Origin of the sequence: Pseudomonas uvaldensis, from assembly GCF_021271205.1 — a bacterium.
GTDB lineage: Bacteria > Pseudomonadota > Gammaproteobacteria > Pseudomonadales > Pseudomonadaceae > Aquipseudomonas > Aquipseudomonas uvaldensis.
Genome location: NZ_JAIWKS010000001.1, coordinates 611,168 through 626,961 on the forward strand (window position 1 = coordinate 611,168; position 15,794 = coordinate 626,961).

At 61.0% G+C, this 15,794-nt stretch carries 16 protein-coding genes; 9 read left to right on the top strand and 7 right to left on the bottom strand.

From position 1 onward, the window contains the following. The first annotated feature begins 31 nt into the window (after window positions 1-31). Window positions 32-1,396, top strand: coding sequence for an HlyD family type I secretion periplasmic adaptor subunit (locus LCU97_RS02780; protein ID WP_053154808.1), 1,365 nt, complete (start codon window positions 32-34; stop codon window positions 1,394-1,396). Between the two features lie 144 nt (window positions 1,397-1,540). Here the strand turns inward: LCU97_RS02780 and LCU97_RS02785 are convergent, their stop codons facing one another. Together LCU97_RS02785 and LCU97_RS02790 are read right to left on the bottom strand one after the other, a co-directional pair. Beyond that, window positions 1,541-2,137: a tRNA-uridine aminocarboxypropyltransferase gene (locus tag LCU97_RS02785; protein ID WP_232775483.1), complete on the bottom strand. Its 597-nt coding sequence runs from the start codon at window positions 2,135-2,137 to the stop codon at window positions 1,541-1,543. Between the two features lie 7 nt (window positions 2,138-2,144). Continuing rightward, the gene (locus LCU97_RS02790) at window positions 2,145-3,038 is read right to left on the bottom strand and encodes a LysR family transcriptional regulator (protein WP_053155699.1); all 894 of its coding nucleotides are present in this window, start codon (window positions 3,036-3,038) and stop codon (window positions 2,145-2,147) included. A gap of 180 nt (window positions 3,039-3,218) precedes the next feature. Here LCU97_RS02790 and speB point away from each other — a divergent pair, with 180 nt between their 5' ends. From speB to LCU97_RS02810, 4 genes are read left to right on the top strand one after another with little or no spacing between them, the layout of a single operon-like run. Continuing rightward, window positions 3,219-4,169 (top strand): agmatinase, encoded by a 951-nt coding sequence (speB, locus tag LCU97_RS02795; RefSeq protein WP_053155701.1) that lies wholly within the window; start codon window positions 3,219-3,221, stop codon window positions 4,167-4,169. Between the two features lie 9 nt (window positions 4,170-4,178). Continuing rightward, on the top strand, window positions 4,179-4,604 hold the full coding sequence (locus tag LCU97_RS02800; RefSeq protein ID WP_053155703.1) for a YybH family protein: 426 nt from the start codon (window positions 4,179-4,181) through the stop codon (window positions 4,602-4,604). 54 nt (window positions 4,605-4,658) lie between these two features. Beyond that, complete coding sequence (locus LCU97_RS02805; RefSeq protein WP_269802790.1) at window positions 4,659-6,167, top strand: purine-cytosine permease family protein; 1,509 nt, start codon at window positions 4,659-4,661, stop codon at window positions 6,165-6,167. A gap of 25 nt (window positions 6,168-6,192) precedes the next feature. Further along, complete coding sequence (locus LCU97_RS02810; protein ID WP_232775484.1) at window positions 6,193-7,581, top strand: sodium:solute symporter; 1,389 nt, start codon at window positions 6,193-6,195, stop codon at window positions 7,579-7,581. 141 nt (window positions 7,582-7,722) lie between these two features. Here LCU97_RS02810 and LCU97_RS26615 read toward each other — a convergent pair whose 3' ends face one another. Both LCU97_RS26615 and ptrR read right to left on the bottom strand, forming a co-directional pair. Further along, window positions 7,723-7,851, bottom strand: coding sequence for a PA1414 family protein (locus LCU97_RS26615; protein WP_256222727.1), 129 nt, complete (start codon window positions 7,849-7,851; stop codon window positions 7,723-7,725). 139 nt (window positions 7,852-7,990) lie between these two features. Then, window positions 7,991-8,884, bottom strand: coding sequence for a putrescine utilization regulator PtrR (ptrR, locus tag LCU97_RS02815; protein ID WP_232775485.1), 894 nt, complete (start codon window positions 8,882-8,884; stop codon window positions 7,991-7,993). 103 nt (window positions 8,885-8,987) lie between these two features. Here ptrR and LCU97_RS02820 point away from each other — a divergent pair, with 103 nt between their 5' ends. Beyond that, complete coding sequence (locus tag LCU97_RS02820; RefSeq protein ID WP_232775486.1) at window positions 8,988-10,160, top strand: MFS transporter; 1,173 nt, start codon at window positions 8,988-8,990, stop codon at window positions 10,158-10,160. Here the strand turns inward: LCU97_RS02820 and LCU97_RS02825 are convergent, their stop codons facing one another. Beyond that, entirely contained in the window at window positions 10,161-11,615 is a 1,455-nt protein-coding gene (locus tag LCU97_RS02825) for an NCS1 family nucleobase:cation symporter-1 (RefSeq protein ID WP_232775487.1), read from the bottom strand. Window positions 11,616-11,932: 317 nt separating this feature from the next. Next, entirely contained in the window at window positions 11,933-12,769 is an 837-nt protein-coding gene (locus LCU97_RS02830) for a CvfB family protein (RefSeq protein ID WP_232775488.1), read from the bottom strand. A 339-nt stretch (window positions 12,770-13,108) separates the two neighbouring features. Here LCU97_RS02830 and LCU97_RS02835 point away from each other — a divergent pair, with 339 nt between their 5' ends. From LCU97_RS02835 to LCU97_RS02845, 3 genes are all read left to right on the top strand, one after another. Then, window positions 13,109-13,297 carry a hypothetical protein gene (locus LCU97_RS02835; protein WP_172679659.1) on the top strand — a complete coding sequence of 63 codons (189 nt, stop codon included), beginning with the start codon at window positions 13,109-13,111 and terminating at the stop codon, window positions 13,295-13,297. A 186-nt stretch (window positions 13,298-13,483) separates the two neighbouring features. Continuing rightward, window positions 13,484-14,200, top strand: a complete 717-nt coding sequence (locus LCU97_RS02840; RefSeq protein ID WP_053155717.1) for a TorF family putative porin — start codon at window positions 13,484-13,486, stop codon at window positions 14,198-14,200. Window positions 14,201-14,282: 82 nt separating this feature from the next. Continuing rightward, on the top strand, window positions 14,283-15,149 hold the full coding sequence (locus LCU97_RS02845; RefSeq protein ID WP_053155719.1) for a DUF6279 family lipoprotein: 867 nt from the start codon (window positions 14,283-14,285) through the stop codon (window positions 15,147-15,149). A 176-nt stretch (window positions 15,150-15,325) separates the two neighbouring features. Here the strand turns inward: LCU97_RS02845 and LCU97_RS02850 are convergent, their stop codons facing one another. After that, on the bottom strand, window positions 15,326-15,718 hold the full coding sequence (locus LCU97_RS02850) for a hypothetical protein (RefSeq protein WP_053155721.1): 393 nt from the start codon (window positions 15,716-15,718) through the stop codon (window positions 15,326-15,328). Between the last annotated feature and the right edge of the window lie 76 nt (window positions 15,719-15,794).

The following is a 15,794-nucleotide window of genomic DNA, read 5'->3' on the forward strand; positions in this document are numbered from 1 at the left end:
CTTCAACTTCATTTAACCGACGAGTACCGCCATGTCTGCTCAAACATCCGATTCCGCCGCCCGAAGCTACTTCGGCAGCTTCAGCAAAAGCGCCGAAAGCGAGTTCATGTCGGAAACCACCGGGGCTGCGTTGCAGGATTCGCCCCGTCGGTCCCGCGTCACGGTGTGGCTGGCCGCCGGGCTGATTATCACCGGGCTGGTGTGGGCGAAGCTGGCGGTCTTGCAGGAAGTCACCACCGGTGAAGGCAAGGCGATTCCGTCGAGCAAGGTGCAGGTCATCCAGAACCTGGAGGGCGGCATCGTCACCGAGATTTTCGTGCGCGAAGGCCAGATGGTGAACAAGGGCGATACGCTGCTGCGCCTGGACGACACGCGCTATCTTTCCAACAAGGGTGAAAGCGAAGCCGACCGGTACGCCCTGATGGCCCAGGTCGAGCGCCTGTCGGCCGAGGCCGAGGGCCGGCCGTTCCAGGTATCCGCCGAAGTGACCGCCAAGGCACCGCAGGTGGCCGAAGACGAGCGCTCGCTGTATGAACAACGGCAGCGGCGCTTGGCCAGCGAACAACGCACCCTGACCGAACAACTGCGGCAGAAAACCCAGGAGCTGGCGGAGTTTCGCTCCAAGCAAGGCCAATTCAGTTCCGCCCTGGCCCTGCTGCAGGAAGAAATGAACATGTCCGCACCGCTGGTGAAAACCGGGGCGGTGTCGCCGGTGGAAATCCTGCGGCTCAAACGCAGCGCGGTAGAAGTCCGCGGCTCGCTCAACGCCACCACCCTGGCAATTCCCCGGGCCGAATCGGCGATCAACGAGATCAAGAGCAAGATCGACGAATCGGAACAGAGCTTCCGCTCGGACGCAGCCAAGGAGCTCAACGAGAAACGCACCGATCTGTCGAAAATCACCGCTTCGAGCATCGCCATCGACGACCGCGTGACCCGCACCACCGTCGTCTCGCCGGTGCACGGCGTGATCAAACAACTGAAGGTAAACACCATCGGCGGCGTGGTCCAGCCGGGCAGCGACATGGTGGAAATCGTGCCCCTGGAAGACAACCTGCTGATCGAAGCCAAGGTCCGCCCACAGGACGTGGCCTTCCTCCATCCGGGCCAGAAAGCCATGGTCAAGTTCAGCGCCTACGACTACACCATCTATGGCGGTCTGAGCGCCAGGCTCGAACTGATCGGTGCCGACACCATCACCGACGACAAGGGCAACAGCTTCTACCTGATCCAGGTGCGCACCGATAAGAACCACCTGGGCGGCGATGCCAAGCCGTTGCTGATCATCCCGGGGATGGTGGCGACGGTGGATATCATCACCGGGGAGAAAAGTGTGTTGGATTACTTGCTCAAGCCGGTGTTGAAGGCCAGGACCGAGGCGATGCGGGAGCGCTGATATCCTCAGAAGAATGTGTTGTTTGATACGCCGCCTTCGCGAGCAAGCCCGCTCCCACAGTGGATCTGCGACGGACACTCATTCGCCCACTGGAGATCTACTGTGGGAGCGGGCTTGCTCGCGAAGAAGCCCACAAGAACAACCTCATTTTCCCGCATGATTACGCTGAAACGTCTCCTCCCCCATCGCCGCAATCTGCCCCTCGATCAACGCCTCGAACGGCCTGAGCAACGGCTCGAAACTGTCCGGTGCTTCAAGCACCTGCAACGCCTGGACAATCGCCTCCACCGTCGACAATGCCCCCGGCCCCGGTGCCTTGCGCAGACGGTAGCGGGACATACCACCGTCGGCCAGGGTTACCCTCGGCAACGCCGCCAGCAGCGGATTGAGGTGCAGCAGCTTGCGCGCCTTGCGCCAGGTGCCGTCAGGGACAACCAACAGGATGGGCTCATCGGACGCCGCACAGGTTTGCAACGGCTGCGCCTCATCGCCGGGAAATAACAGTCGGGCCTGATAGCCCGGTGGGTTGAGCAATCGTGGCAAGTCTTCGAACACCTCGCCCACGATCAACTCGGCGTTGTTCAGGCCCAAGGCCGCCAGCCGGGCGGTGTTCAGGGCATGATTCACTTCGCTGGGATGCTGCAACAGCAAGACCCGGGTGCGGCTGTCGAGACTCGGGATCAAGGGGCAAAGGCAATGGCTCTGCGGTCGCTGGCAGCGTGGGCAATGAATTCTGGACATGGGGACCTCAGGCCTGGTTGAGCTGCGCCTTGAGCAGGTCGCGGAAAGTCTGGATCAAAGGTTCGCGGCTGCGGCCTCGGCGCATGATCATCGAAAACGGCGCCTGATAACCGAACGTCGCCGGCAACAGCACGCGCAGGTCGCCCTTGTCGACCCACGCCTGGGCATAGTGCTCGGGCAGGTAACCGACATAAGCGCCCGACAGCACCAGGATCAATTGCGCCTCCATGCTCTCCACCGTCGCCGCACTGTGCTTGAAACCGTGGCGGGCCAGTTCCGCCTGGCTCCAATAACCGCGCCCGACCATGCGTTGCTGGGTGATGACTTGCTCGGGAATGCGCCGCTCAGTGAACAGCGGATGGCGATTACTGCAATACAACCAGTGCTGCTCGCGGTACAGCGGCATGTACACCAACCCGCTCATGCGCGTAGAGAACGCACCGATGGCCAGATCCAGGCGGTTGTCCTGTACACCGAGCTGCAGCTCATAGGGACTCATCACCGACAGATGCAGGTGCACCGCCGGGTGTTCCTGACTGTAGGCACCGATGGCTTCGGCAAACGGCAATGCCTTGTCACTGACCGTGGAATCGATCACGCCCAGGTTCAGCGTACCGCGCAACTCACCTTTCAGCGCCGCGGCATACTGCTCGAACCCTTCGAGCTCGCCCAAAAGACGCAGGGTTTCCTGATGGAACAACTCACCCTTGCTGGTCAGGCTGAACCCACCCCGCCCGCGGTGACACAGCACCAGGCCCAGGCTCGATTCAAGCTGGCTCATGTAGGTGCTGATGGCCGATGTGGAGAGGTTCAGCTCGTGCTGGGCGTTGGCAAACCCCTGGTGCCGGACCACGCTGGCGAAAATCCGTAGCAGCTTGAGGTCGGGTAGAGCGTTGGCCATTGGGTTTCTCCAGACAGGCGTGTCATTCCACATTTGTGGCGAGGGATTGGAGTCTATCGCCGCGCTGCGCCTTAGTTTAGAAAAATCTGAACTAAGTATTTGCCCCCAGCGATTTTTCACGGCAACGGCTTTTCGCAGAATCGGCCCCTGATAACTAAAACAAACGATGAGGCCCTACCCGTGGACAAGATTCTTCACCAACCACTGGGCGGCAACGAAATGCCGCGCTTCGGCGGCATCGCCACCATGATGCGCCTGCCCCACGTGCCCACCGCTGCCGGCCTGGACGCTGCATTCGTCGGCGTGCCGCTGGACATCGGCACCTCCCTGCGCGCCGGCACTCGCTTCGGGCCTCGGGAGATCCGCGCCGAATCCGTGATGATCCGCCCCTACAACATGGCCACCGGTGCCGCGCCGTTCGACTCGCTGTCGGTGGCCGATATCGGCGACGTGGCGATCAATACCTTCAACCTGCTGGAAGCGGTACGAATCATCGAAGAGTCGTACCACAAGATTCTCGAACACAACGTCATCCCCCTGACCCTGGGGGGCGATCACACCATCACCCTGCCGATCCTGCGGGCCATCCACAAGAAGCACGGTAAGGTCGGCCTGGTCCACATCGACGCCCACGCCGACGTGAACGATCACATGTTCGGCGAGAAAATTGCCCACGGCACCACTTTCCGTCGCGCCGTGGAAGAAGGCCTGCTGGACTGCGACCGGGTGGTGCAGATCGGCCTGCGGGCCCAGGGCTACACCGCCGATGACTTCAACTGGAGCCGCCGCCAGGGCTTTCGCGTGGTCCAGGCCGAAGAGTGCTGGCACCAATCCCTGGCGCCGCTGATGGCCGAAGTCCGCGAGAAAGTCGGCGGCGGTCCGGTGTACCTGAGCTTCGACATCGACGGCATCGACCCGGCTTGGGCGCCCGGCACCGGCACCCCGGAAATCGGCGGCCTGACCACCATCCAGGCCATCGAAATCGTGCGCGGTTGCCAGGGCCTCGACCTGGTCGGTTGCGACTTGGTGGAAGTCTCGCCGCCGTATGACACCACTGGCAACACCTCGTTGCTGGGCGCCAATTTGTTGTACGAGATGCTTTGCGTACTGCCCGGCGTGGCTCATCGCTGAGGCGCCGTGATGAACGATCAGGATCAAGTGCTCCAGGCCGCCGCACAATTGGTGTCGGCCTTCGCCCGAAATGACCGCGATGCTTACTTCGGGGCGTTCACGGCCGACGCAAGCTTCGTGTTTCACACCCTCGAACAGCCCCTGCTGTCACGCGACGCCTACCAGGCGTTGTGGGATCGCTGGCGGTCCGAGGATGGCTTCGAGGTGCTCTCATGCACCTCAAGCAACGCCTTCGTCAGCCTGCAAGGAGACGTGGCGGTGTTTATCCATGACGTGGCTACCGAGCTGCGCATGCAAGGGGAGCGACACTCTAGCCAGGAACGCGAAACCATCCTGTTCCGCAGACAGGAAGGACACGTACAAGAACAACAGGGCCGATGGCTGGCCTGTCACGAACATTTATCCGCCATGCCGGAAGGGCTGCCACCCCCTTAGCCAAACAGGCAGCGCTCACATCCGATGAGCGCGCCTCGATGATCGGAGCAGATCATGAATAACAATAACGATAAAAGCCTTACGCAAATCGAAACCTACGGGGTCGAGCAGATCCCGGACCATGAACGCACCGCCGGCCCGGGGGATCTGTTTCGACTGATCTTCGGCGGCGCCAATACGTTCGCCACCGCCGTGCTCGGCAGCTTTCCGGTGTTGTTCGGACTTTCGTTCCAGGCCGGGGTCTGGGCGATTGTGCTGGGGGTACTGCTGGGCGCAATCATCCTTGCGCCGATGGGGCTGTTCGGGCCGCTCAATGGCACCAACAACGCGGTGTCTTCCGGGGCGCACTTCGGCGTCCACGGGCGGATCGTCGGCTCGTTCCTGTCGTTGCTGACGGCCATTGCGTTTTTCTCGCTGTCGGTATGGAGCTCGGGGGATGCGTTGATCGGCGGCGCCAAGCGCCTGGCGGGCGTACCGGAAACCGACCTGAGCCTGGGCCTGGCCTACGGTCTGTTCGCCCTGCTGGTGCTGACGGTGTGCATCTACGGCTTTCGCTTCATGCTGTGGGTCAACCGCATCGCCGTGTGGGCTGCCAGCCTGTTGTTCCTGCTGGGCATCGTGGCCTTCGCACCGACCTTCGACAGCCAGTTCGCCGGCACCGTCGGCCTCGGCCAGCCGGGTTTCTGGGCGGCGTTCATCGGCGCGGCGCTGGTGGCCATGAGCAACCCGATTTCCTTCGGTGCATTCCTGGGCGACTGGTCGCGCTACATCCCGCGCAACACCTCCAAGCGCCGCATCATGGCAGCGGTGGTTGCCGCACAACTGGCCACGCTGATCCCGTTCCTGTTCGGCCTCGCCACCGCCACCATCGTGGCGATCAAGGCACCGGACTACATCGCTTCCAACAACTACGTGGGTGGCCTGCTGGCGGTTTCGCCGAGCTGGTTCTTCCTGCCGGTGTGCCTGATCGCGGTAATCGGCGGCATGTCCACTGGCACCACGTCGCTGTATGGCACCGGGTTGGACATGTCCAGCGTGCTTCCACGGGTGCTGTCGCGGGTCAAGGCGACGCTGCTGATCGGCGTGCTGTCGATTGCCTTCATCTTCATCGGACGCTTCGCCGCGAACCTGGTGCAGAGCGTGTCGACCTTCGCCGTGCTGATCATCACCTGCACCACCCCGTGGATGGTGATCATGATCATCGGCCTGCTGGTACGCCGCGGCTTCTACTGCCCGGATGACCTGCAAGTATTCACCCGGGGCGAAACCGGCGGGCGCTACTGGTTCAACCACGGCTGGAACTGGCGCGGTCTGGGGGCCTGGATTCCCAGCGCACTGGTGGGCTTGTGCTTCGTCAACCTGCCGGGGCAGTTCGTCGGGCCCCTGGGCGAACTGGCCGGTGGCATTGACATCAGCCTGCCGGTGACCCTCGGGCTGGCTTGCGTGGTGTACCTGGTGTTGTTGGGGGTGTTCCCGGAACCGGCGGAGGTTTACGGGCCGAGGGATTTGCGTAGCAAGGGTTCGGGGCACACCGCTGAGCCAAGCATCCCGACCTTCCAATAAAAAATACAATCGGAGACACGCCACCATGGCTTTGGATTTAATCGTCGTTCTCATCTACGCCGCCGGCATGATTGCCCTCGGCTGGTATGGCATGCGCCGCGCCCGGACCCGTGACGACTATCTGGTCGCCGGTCGCAACCTCGGTCCGGGGTTCTATCTGGGCACCATGGCCGCCACGGTCCTGGGCGGCGCGTCCACCATCGGCACCGTGCGCCTGGGTTACGTTCATGGCATCTCTGGCTTCTGGCTCTGCGGGGCCATCGGCCTGGGCATCGTCGGCCTCAGCCTGTTCCTGGCCAAGCCGTTGCTCAAACTCAAGATCTACACCGTTACCCAGGTCCTGGAGCGCCGCTACAACCCGGCCGCGCGCCACGCCAGTGCAGTGATCATGCTGGTGTATGCACTGATGATCGGCGCCACCTCGACCATCGCCATCGGCACCGTGATGCAAGTGCTGTTCGGCCTGCCCTTCTGGGTTTCGATCCTGGTGGGCGGCGGCGTGGTGGTGTTGTATTCGACCATCGGTGGCATGTGGTCGCTGACCCTGACCGACATCGTGCAGTTCCTGATCATGACCATCGGTCTGGTGTTCCTGCTGATGCCGATGTCCATCGTCGACGCGGGCGGCTGGGACGCGATGGTGGCGAAACTGCCGGCCAGCTACTTCGATTTCACAGCCATCGGCTGGGACACCATCGTCACCTACTTCCTGATCTACTTCTTCGGCATCTTCATCGGCCAGGACATCTGGCAACGGGTCTTCACCGCCCGCAGCGAAGGCGTGGCGAAAATGGCGGGCACCGCCGCCGGCCTGTACTGCGTGCTGTACGGCTTGGCCGGAGCATTGATCGGCATGGCCGCCAAGGTGTTGCTACCGGACCTCGCCAACGTCAACAACGCCTTCGCCAGCGTCGTACAGACCAGCCTGCCCAATGGCATTCGTGGGTTGGTGGTCGCTGCGGCACTGGCAGCGTTGATGTCCACCGCCTCGGCGGGGCTGCTGGCGGCGTCCACGACGGTGGTCCAGGACCTGCTGCCCCGCTTGCGCCGTGGCCGCGAGGGCAACAACGCCGACGTCCACGAAAACCGCATCGCGACGCTGCTGCTGGGTGTGGTGGTACTGGGCATCGCCCTGGTGGTCAGTGATGTGATCAGCGCCCTGACCCTGGCCTACAACCTGCTGGTGGGCGGCATGCTTATCCCGCTGATCGGTGCCATCTACTGGAAACGTGCCACCACCGCCGGGGCGATCACCAGCATGTCCCTGGGCTTCGTGACGGCGCTGTTCTTCATGTTCAAGGACGGGCTGGACGCCAACACGCCGATCTACTACAGCCTGGGCGTGGCGCTGGTGAGTTTTGTGGTGGTGAGCGTGTTATCGCCACGTTCGAACGTAGTGGCCAAGGCGGTTTGAACAACGCGCCGCAAGGGTTGCCGGTTAAGACTGAGGGAGCGAGCCTGCTCGCGATGGCGGCGTATCAGCCACGGCTTATGCTGCTGATACAACGCATTCGCGAGCAGGCTCGCTCCCACAAAAAAACGACCTGACAGGTATTCAGCGGCGACGCGGCTGGCGACGGCGTTGCTCGTCATCGGTGCGAATCGGGATCGGTTGCATCGGCGGTTCGATCAAGCCAAGCGCGACACCCAGGTCATGAAGCCAGTTCTGGATTTTCTCTTTCATCGTGGTGCCCCCTCAGGGTCGTGCGAGCGGCAGATATCTGTGGCCCCTTCGCGTTGATAATAGTCCGATGTGCTACGCAATGCTCGCTTCAGTTTGCAATGATCTGTTACTAAATTGATCCAAATCCGTTCTCCGGAGTTCAAGCCAATTGAGCCGTCAACCGCGAGGCTCGCGGCCAGGCTTGTTGTTGCAATTCGATCCAGGCGTTCAGGTTGGCGCCGACCATCCCTTTGCGCCACATCAACCAGGTCGTGGCGCTGGCAAACGGCTCGGCCAACGGGTGCACCGCCACCCGCTCACGGCCCGGCAGGCTGGCCAGCATCGACTCGGACATCAGCGCCACTCCGGACCCGGCGATCACACACGCCAGCATCCCCTGGTAAGACTCAATCTCGATCGCCCGGCCCATGGTCGCGTGGTCGTGGGCAAACCAGGCCTCCAGGCGCATGCGGTACGAACAGCCTCGACGAAAGGTGAACACCGAACGCCTCTGGACATCCAGCGCACTGCGCACCGGCCCATGATCGGCCTCGGTGATCAGCACCAACCGTTCATCGCACAACGGCACCCCGTCCAACCCTGCCAGCTCCAGCGGTCCATCCACCAACGCCGCATCAAGCCGCCCGGTGAGCAAGCCTTCGAGCAACTCGCCACTGGGCCCCGATTGCACTTGCAGGTTCACCGCCGGATAGCGGCGGTGATAACCGGCCAGCAGGTCCGGCAGATGGATTGCCGCCGTGCTGTACATCGTACCCAAGACAAAATCCCCGGCGGGCTGCCCCCCTTGCACGGCAGCGTAGGCTTCATCGTGCAAGGCAAAGAGCTTGGTCGCATAGTCCAGCAGGACCTTTCCCGCCGGTGACAACTGCAAACGCTGACGCTCGCGCAGGAACAGATCCACACCCAACTGCTCTTCAAGCTGCTTGAGCCGGGTCGAGAGGTTCGACGGCACCCGGTGCAAGCGTTCAGCGGCTCGGGTGATGGAGCCTTCTTCGGCCACCGCCTGGAAAATCCGCAATTGGCTGAACTCCACGACCTTCTCCAAAAAAGAACAAGTTACTCACTATTATTCAATTTTAATGAAAGTCAATGAATTCTAGCCTGACGGTCATTCGCCTCATTGCTGGAGAACGACCATGTCACCTCTTATCCGCCTGCTCGGCAGTTTCATCGCGCTGATGATGGCCATGGGCATCGGCCGCTTCGCACTTACGCCTCAGTTACCTCATTTGATCGGCGAAGGTCAGATCGACTTGACGGCCGCCGGTCTGATTGCCGCCGCCAACTACCTGGGCTACTTCCTCGGCGCGCTGGATGCCATGTTCGCCCGCCGGCCGGATCAAGTGCGGCGGCGTCTGCTCGGCGGCCTGTGGCTGTGTGTGCTGCTGACCCTGGCGTCGTTCTGGGCCTGGGGTTTCTGGCCGCACCTGGCGCTGCGCTTCGGCACCGGTGTGGCGAGTGCCTGGGTACTGGTGATGATCACCGCGTTGAGCCAGCCTTTGGCAGCGACGGCCGGGCGACCACGGCTTGGCGCTGTGGTGTTTGCCGGACCGGGGCTGGGGATTTTCCTGACAGGCTTGCTCGCCCTGGGCTCCAATCTACTGGGCCAGAGCTCTGCGACCCTGTGGCTGGTGTACGCCGGGGTGGCATTGGCGATGTTGCTGGTGATCCTGCCGATCCTGCCACACACCGCCGCGACCGCGACCGTTGCAGCGCCGGCCGCCACCTCATCGAACCGTGGCATCGCCCGCCTCGGCGTGGTCTACGCCTTGTACGGCGTGGGCTACATCATTCCGGCCACGTTCCTGTCGCAGATGGCGTCGTCGCAGTTCCACGGGCAATGGCAAGCCGATCTGTTCTGGCCCTGCTTCGGCTTGGCCGCCGCCCTCGGGGTGCTGGTGGTCAGCCTGCGCCGTCCGGACCCAAGCACCACGGGTCGTTGGCTGATCGGCACGCTGTGGCTGCAGGCCGTCGGGGTGTTCGCCTGTCTGTCGGGCAGCGGCGCAGGGTTGGCGCTCGGCGTCATCCTGTGTGGCACACCGTTCCTGGCCTGCATGCAACTGGTGATGCAGCGCTCGCGAGAACTGGCGCCTCATGCCACCCAGCGCAACGCCGGCCTGTTGACTGCCTGCTTTGCCGTGGGCCAGCTCAGTGGCCCGCTGCTGGCGGCATTGAGCAGCCATTTCAGCGGAGGGTTGCAACCGGCGTTGATCATTGCCGGCAGTGGTCTGCTGTTGGCCGGTGGGCTGCTATTGCACCCCAGCGGCGAACGCACAGCGAACCCTTGCGCTCAAACTGCCGTGCGCTGATCAGGCTTGGCCGACCTGGCTGAACGACGGTTTCGGCAACATGGCCGGCTCGCGCCGGGCCAAGGCGAAATACAACACCCCGCCGAGGAAGCAACCGGTGAACCAGGCGAAATTGGCCATCGGTTGCAGCATCGGGGTGAAGGTAATCGCTACGCCCATCAGCGTTGCCGGAATCAGCGCCTTGACCGCCGTCCAATTGATGCCGCCGCTGTAGTAATAGCGACCGCTCGGCCCATCATTGAACAGCGCATCCACGTCGATCTGCTGCTTCTTGATCAGGTAGTAATCCACCAGCAGGATCCCGAACAACGGGCCGATGAACGCGGCCAGCACGTCCAGGGTGTAGTGGATCACTTCGGGGTTGTTGAACAGGTTCCAGGGTGTGATGAAAATCGACGCAATTGCCGCGATCATGCCACCGGCGCGCCAGCTGACTTTGCTGGGCGCGACGTTGGCAAAGTCAAACGCCGGCGACACAAAGTTCGCGACGATGTTGATGCCGACCGTCGCAGTTACGAAAGCAAACGCCCCTAGAAGTACAGCCACGCTGTTGTCGATGCGCGCCACCGTGGCAATCGGATCATGGAGCATTTCGCCGAACACCGGCAGCGTCCCGGATACGATCACCACCGTGACCAGGGAGAACGCCAGGAAATTCACCGGCAGCCCCCAGAAATTGCCCCGGCGCACATCAGACATGCTCCGGCAGTAGCGACTGAAATCACCGAAATTCAGGGTGGGACCGGAAAAGTACGACACCACCAGGGCCATTGCGACGATCACTTGGCCGAACGCCTGCCAGCCGGACAGAGACTTTTCCGCCAGGGTGAAGCTGATGTTGCTCCAACCGGCCTTCCACACGATCCAGCCGGCCAACAGGAACATCACCGCATACACCACCGGTCCGGCCCAATCGATGAAACGCCGGATCGACTCCATGCCCGCCCAGAACACCAGCGCCTGGACGAACCAGAGAGTGAGAAAGCCGAACCAACCCAAGTAGGACAAACCGGCAAAGTGCGGCGCGGCGTAGGCTTCCATAGAAGGGAAAAACCGCAGTACCACGATGATTAGCGCGCTGGACGCCAGATAAGTCTGAATCCCGTACCACGCCACAGCGATCAGGCCGCGGATAACTGCCGGAATATTCGCCCCGAACACCCCGAACGCCAATCGGCAAATCACCGGATACGGCACCGCCGCCTGCTGGCTCGGCCTGGCGACCAGGTTGGCGATCAATTGCACGATGCAAATCCCGCCCAGCAAGGCAATCAGCACCTGCCAACTCGCCAGCCCCAACGCAAACAGACTGGCGGCGAATACATAACCGCCCACGCTGTGCACATCGCTCATCCAGAACGCGAAGATGTTGTACCAATTCCATTTCTGCGGCAGCGGGCCCAAGTCCTCGTTATAGAGGCGGGGACTGTAGCCGTCGGGCAATTGCTCGGACATTGCGGGGCTCCTTTTTTATGAAGCCGGGCCCCCGAATCAACTGTTCACCCTACTGCGCACGGGAGCCGGCATGGTTTGTATACGAAGCTCTACGCAGAATGCGTGCCACAGGGGTTGGATGTGAGACAAATCGGGGGGTGTAGCGAGGCTGGAAGCCAGGCCGGCGCAGCCAGGCGCCCACGAACAGGGCGCGGATGCATGCTAAAGGTGCATGGATTTGTATACAGAGGGTGGTCGAGTACCGCACCTGTGGCAAGGGGAGTCATCCCCTCGCCACAAGATCACCTCAACCTTCAGTAGTGTGGTCGGGCAGAGGATCAGATCAACTCGATCCGATCGGCATGAATGACAATCTGCCCATTCTTGTACAGCGCACCAATGGCTTTCTTGAAGTTGCCCTTGCTCACGCCAAACAGGCTGCTGATCAGTGCCGGATCGCTCTTGTCACTGACGGGTAGCGTGCCGCTGTTCTCACGTAACTTGGCGAGGATCTTGGCGTTCAGGCTGGTGGCGGCTTCCTGGCCTACCGGCTGCAGGCTCAGGCTGATCTTGCCGTCCGGGCGAACTTCCTTGATGAAGCCCTTCTCGCGCATGCCGACGCGCATGAACTTGAAGATTTCGTTCTTGTGGATAAGTCCCCAGTGCTTGTTATTGATGATGGCCTTGAACCCCATGTCGGTGGCTTCGGCCACCAACAGGTCAACTTCCTGGCCCGGCGTGTAGTTGGCTGGCGTCTTGTCCAGATAACGATCCAGGCGCGCCGTGGCGGTAATGCGGCGGGTGTGCTTGTCGAGATAGACATGCACCACGCAATAGTCCCCGGCCTTCATCTGGCGTTTTTCTTCCGAAAACGGCAGCAACAGATCCTTGGGCAATCCCCAGTCGAGGAACACACCGATGCTGTTGACCTCAACCACTTTCAGGCTGGCAAATTCACCGACCTGGACTTTGGGTTTTTCCGTGGTCGCGATCAGTTTGTCGTCGCTGTCCAGGTAAATAAATACGTTCAGCCAATCTTCATCTTCGCTGGGAATATCCTTGGGAATATAACGGTTGGGCAACAAAATCTCGCCATCAGCGCCACCGTCCAGATATAAACCGAAGTTAGTGTGTTTAACCACTTGCAAACTGTTGTAGCGCCCGACTAAAGCCATTTCCAATACCCTCATTGCGTGGGCGGCATTCTACCTGTTTTTACACGGCGATTCGTGGTCGCCAGCCAGCCGCCTGTGCAGCCATTGATTTTCCTGGCTTTTCGCCTTCAGCCGGCCGTTCGTCAGACGGCCCTCAGGCTGGGCGGCGGTTGCACAGCGCTGCATCGCGAATATATTTTTCGCATGGTTGTTATTTAAAACAGCGGCTTAGGGGAATAATTGGCGAGAAATTCCCTATCCGTCCTGGCAATTGCCAGGACGTTTCCAGAAATATCGGCCAAGCAAGGGCCGGTTATTTCCTGTACGATGCCTGGCCCAATTAATTATCTACACAGGTTAATGGCCGCCATGCGCGTAAAAGCATCCAACAGCAAAGCAAAGCCAGCTCCAGCCGTTGAAACCAGCGAATCGATCAACGATCAGATCGCTGCGTTCCTCAAGAACGGCGGTGAAATCCAGCAAATTGCCAAGGGCGTCAGCGGCCAGACATTCGGCCCGTCCAAGCAGATCAGCCTGGGCAAGAAGTAATCCCCGCACCATCTGGTCCCAAAGCGCTTTGAGCTTCGAAGCGCTTGGACTGGAAGCCCTTCCCGCGACATTCCCTTCGTAAAAATCGACGAACGGCCCTCGATGCCTGGCATTCGCCGGTATGCTTGCACCTCTCTATTTCAAGTGTTCCAGCCGGGTTGCTCCTCGCTATTGATGGAGTGAAGCATGCGTATTTCTATTGTCCCGCTGACCGTCAGCCTGCTGGCCTGCGCGCTTGCCCATGGGCAGGTGTTCCAGCGCGAACTCGGCGACTTCGACCTCAAGCTCGGCACCACGCCCAGCCGTAGCATGGCCCAGGGCCTCGTCACGCCGTCGAGCACCGGTTCGTTCCATGGTGGCCTGGACCTGAGCCATGACAGTGGCTGGTATTTCGGTCAGTGGTCACCCAGCGCCGGGCTTAGCCCATCCACCGACCTCGAAGTCGATTCCTACCTGGGCTTCAAACAGCCTTTCGACCAGACCCTGGGCTACGAAGTCGGCCTGATCCACTACAGCTACCCCACCGTCGACACCCTCGACAGCCAGGAGCTCTACGGCGGCCTGACCGTGCTAGGCAGCCGTTTCGGCGCGGCCCTGAGTAACGATCCGGACAAACAGAACAGCACGCTGTTCGCCGACCTCGGCGGCAACGTGCCATTCGGCATCGGTGTCAGCGCCAAATACACCACTCACCAGCTCAACACGCCTGTCTCCGTCGAGAACGGCTATGTCGGCAGTTTCAGTGATTGGTCGCTGAAAATTTCCCGTCCATGGCGGGGCATCGACCTGGACCTGATCTACAGCGACTCCAGCCTCAGCGGCAGTAATTGCTCGGCCTATTCAGGCCACAATAGCGAATGCGACGGCCTGCTGACCCTCAAGATGGCTCATCCATTTTACTAACCGTTACGCTTTTAATCGGCTGAACTGCCACGCGTCTGCGAAGCTCAAACAAAACACCTGATGGCTTCGCAAGGACTCGCTCATGTCGCGCTGGCTCACCCGCACCGCCATGTTCATCGCCCTGCTGCTGACACTTACTGCGTGCAGCCGCATTGGCCTGGCTTACCGCAATCTCGATCTGATCATTCCCTGGACCCTCAACGACTACCTGGAAATCAACGGGGAGCAGAAAGACTGGTTCAACGAGCGCCTCAAGGAACACCTGAGCTGGCACTGCACCACCCAACTGCCGGGTTACCTCGACTGGCTGGACCGTTTGAAGACCATGGTGCAAACCGATCAGGTCACCGACGAAGCCCTCCAGCAACGCACCCGCGAAGCCAAGGCCGCCATCGCCGAAACCGCACGGGCGATCACCCCGTCGGCCATCGAATTGTTACAAGGGCTGAGCGACGATCAAGTCGCGGACATGGACGCCGCATTCGTCAAGGACCAGCGCAAACGCCAGGAACAATACCTCAAGCCCACGCTGCAACAGCAGATCCAGGAACGCAGCGAACGCATGGAAAAACGCCTGAACGACTGGCTCGGCCCGCTCAACATCGCTCAACGCCAACGCGTGGTGGCCTGGTCCACTGCCTTGGGCGACCAGAACCAGCAGTGGATCGCCAACCGCGCCCACTGGCAGAACCAGTTCAGCGCCGCCGTGGCCCAACGCCACAGCCCCGACTTTCCACGACGCATCGAACAACTGCTGGTCGACCGCGAAAGCCTGTGGACGCCCGCCTACCGCGAGGCCTACAACAAAACCGAAGCCCAGGCCCGCAGCCTGTTGATCGACCTGATGGCCGACAGCACCCCGCCCCAGCGGGAACGGTTGTTGAAGAAAATCGACGGGGTGAAAAAGGATTTCAGTGATTTGAAGTGTTTGAAGGCGGCACGCTCATAAGAACACCCCCAGACCCCATGTAGGAGGTCCCTTGTTGAGTTCCCTTGTGCAGTGCAGATCCCTTGTGGGAGCGAGCCTGCTCGCGATAGCGGTATGTCAGTCAACATGTATGCAACCTGACACGCCGCCATCGCGAGCAGGCTCGCTCCCACAGGAATAGGACAGTGTTTTGCCCGTCAGGCAATCTGCGCCTTCGAAGCCAGATCATCAAACGTAAACTCATCCAGCGCATCCTCCTGCTCATCCAGCACCTGACGCGGATGATCATTGCCGGGAATGCTACTGTCGATCAGGCTCAACAACCGCGAGCCGCGCATCGTCAGCACGAAATTCTCGCCGTTACCGCCCTCTTCCTCCGGCCGTGGCTCGATGAAGCCACGCTCCAGCAGTAACTTTTCATACTCGGCGGCGACCGCTTTCAGATGATCGAGGTTCTCGATTTCTTCGCCCGCCGCCGCTTTCTCTGCAGCGTATTGCTCCGCATAAGGCCGAGGGGTGAAGCTGTGGCCGGCGCCGTTCTGCACTTCGTGCAACAACTTTTCGATCAAGTCCCAGTTATAAGTCGTCATCCTGATCCATCCTCCAAAGAGTGAGATGCCTACTCAAGGTGTGACCGAGACGCTACGTCACCGTTCAGCCGAGCTT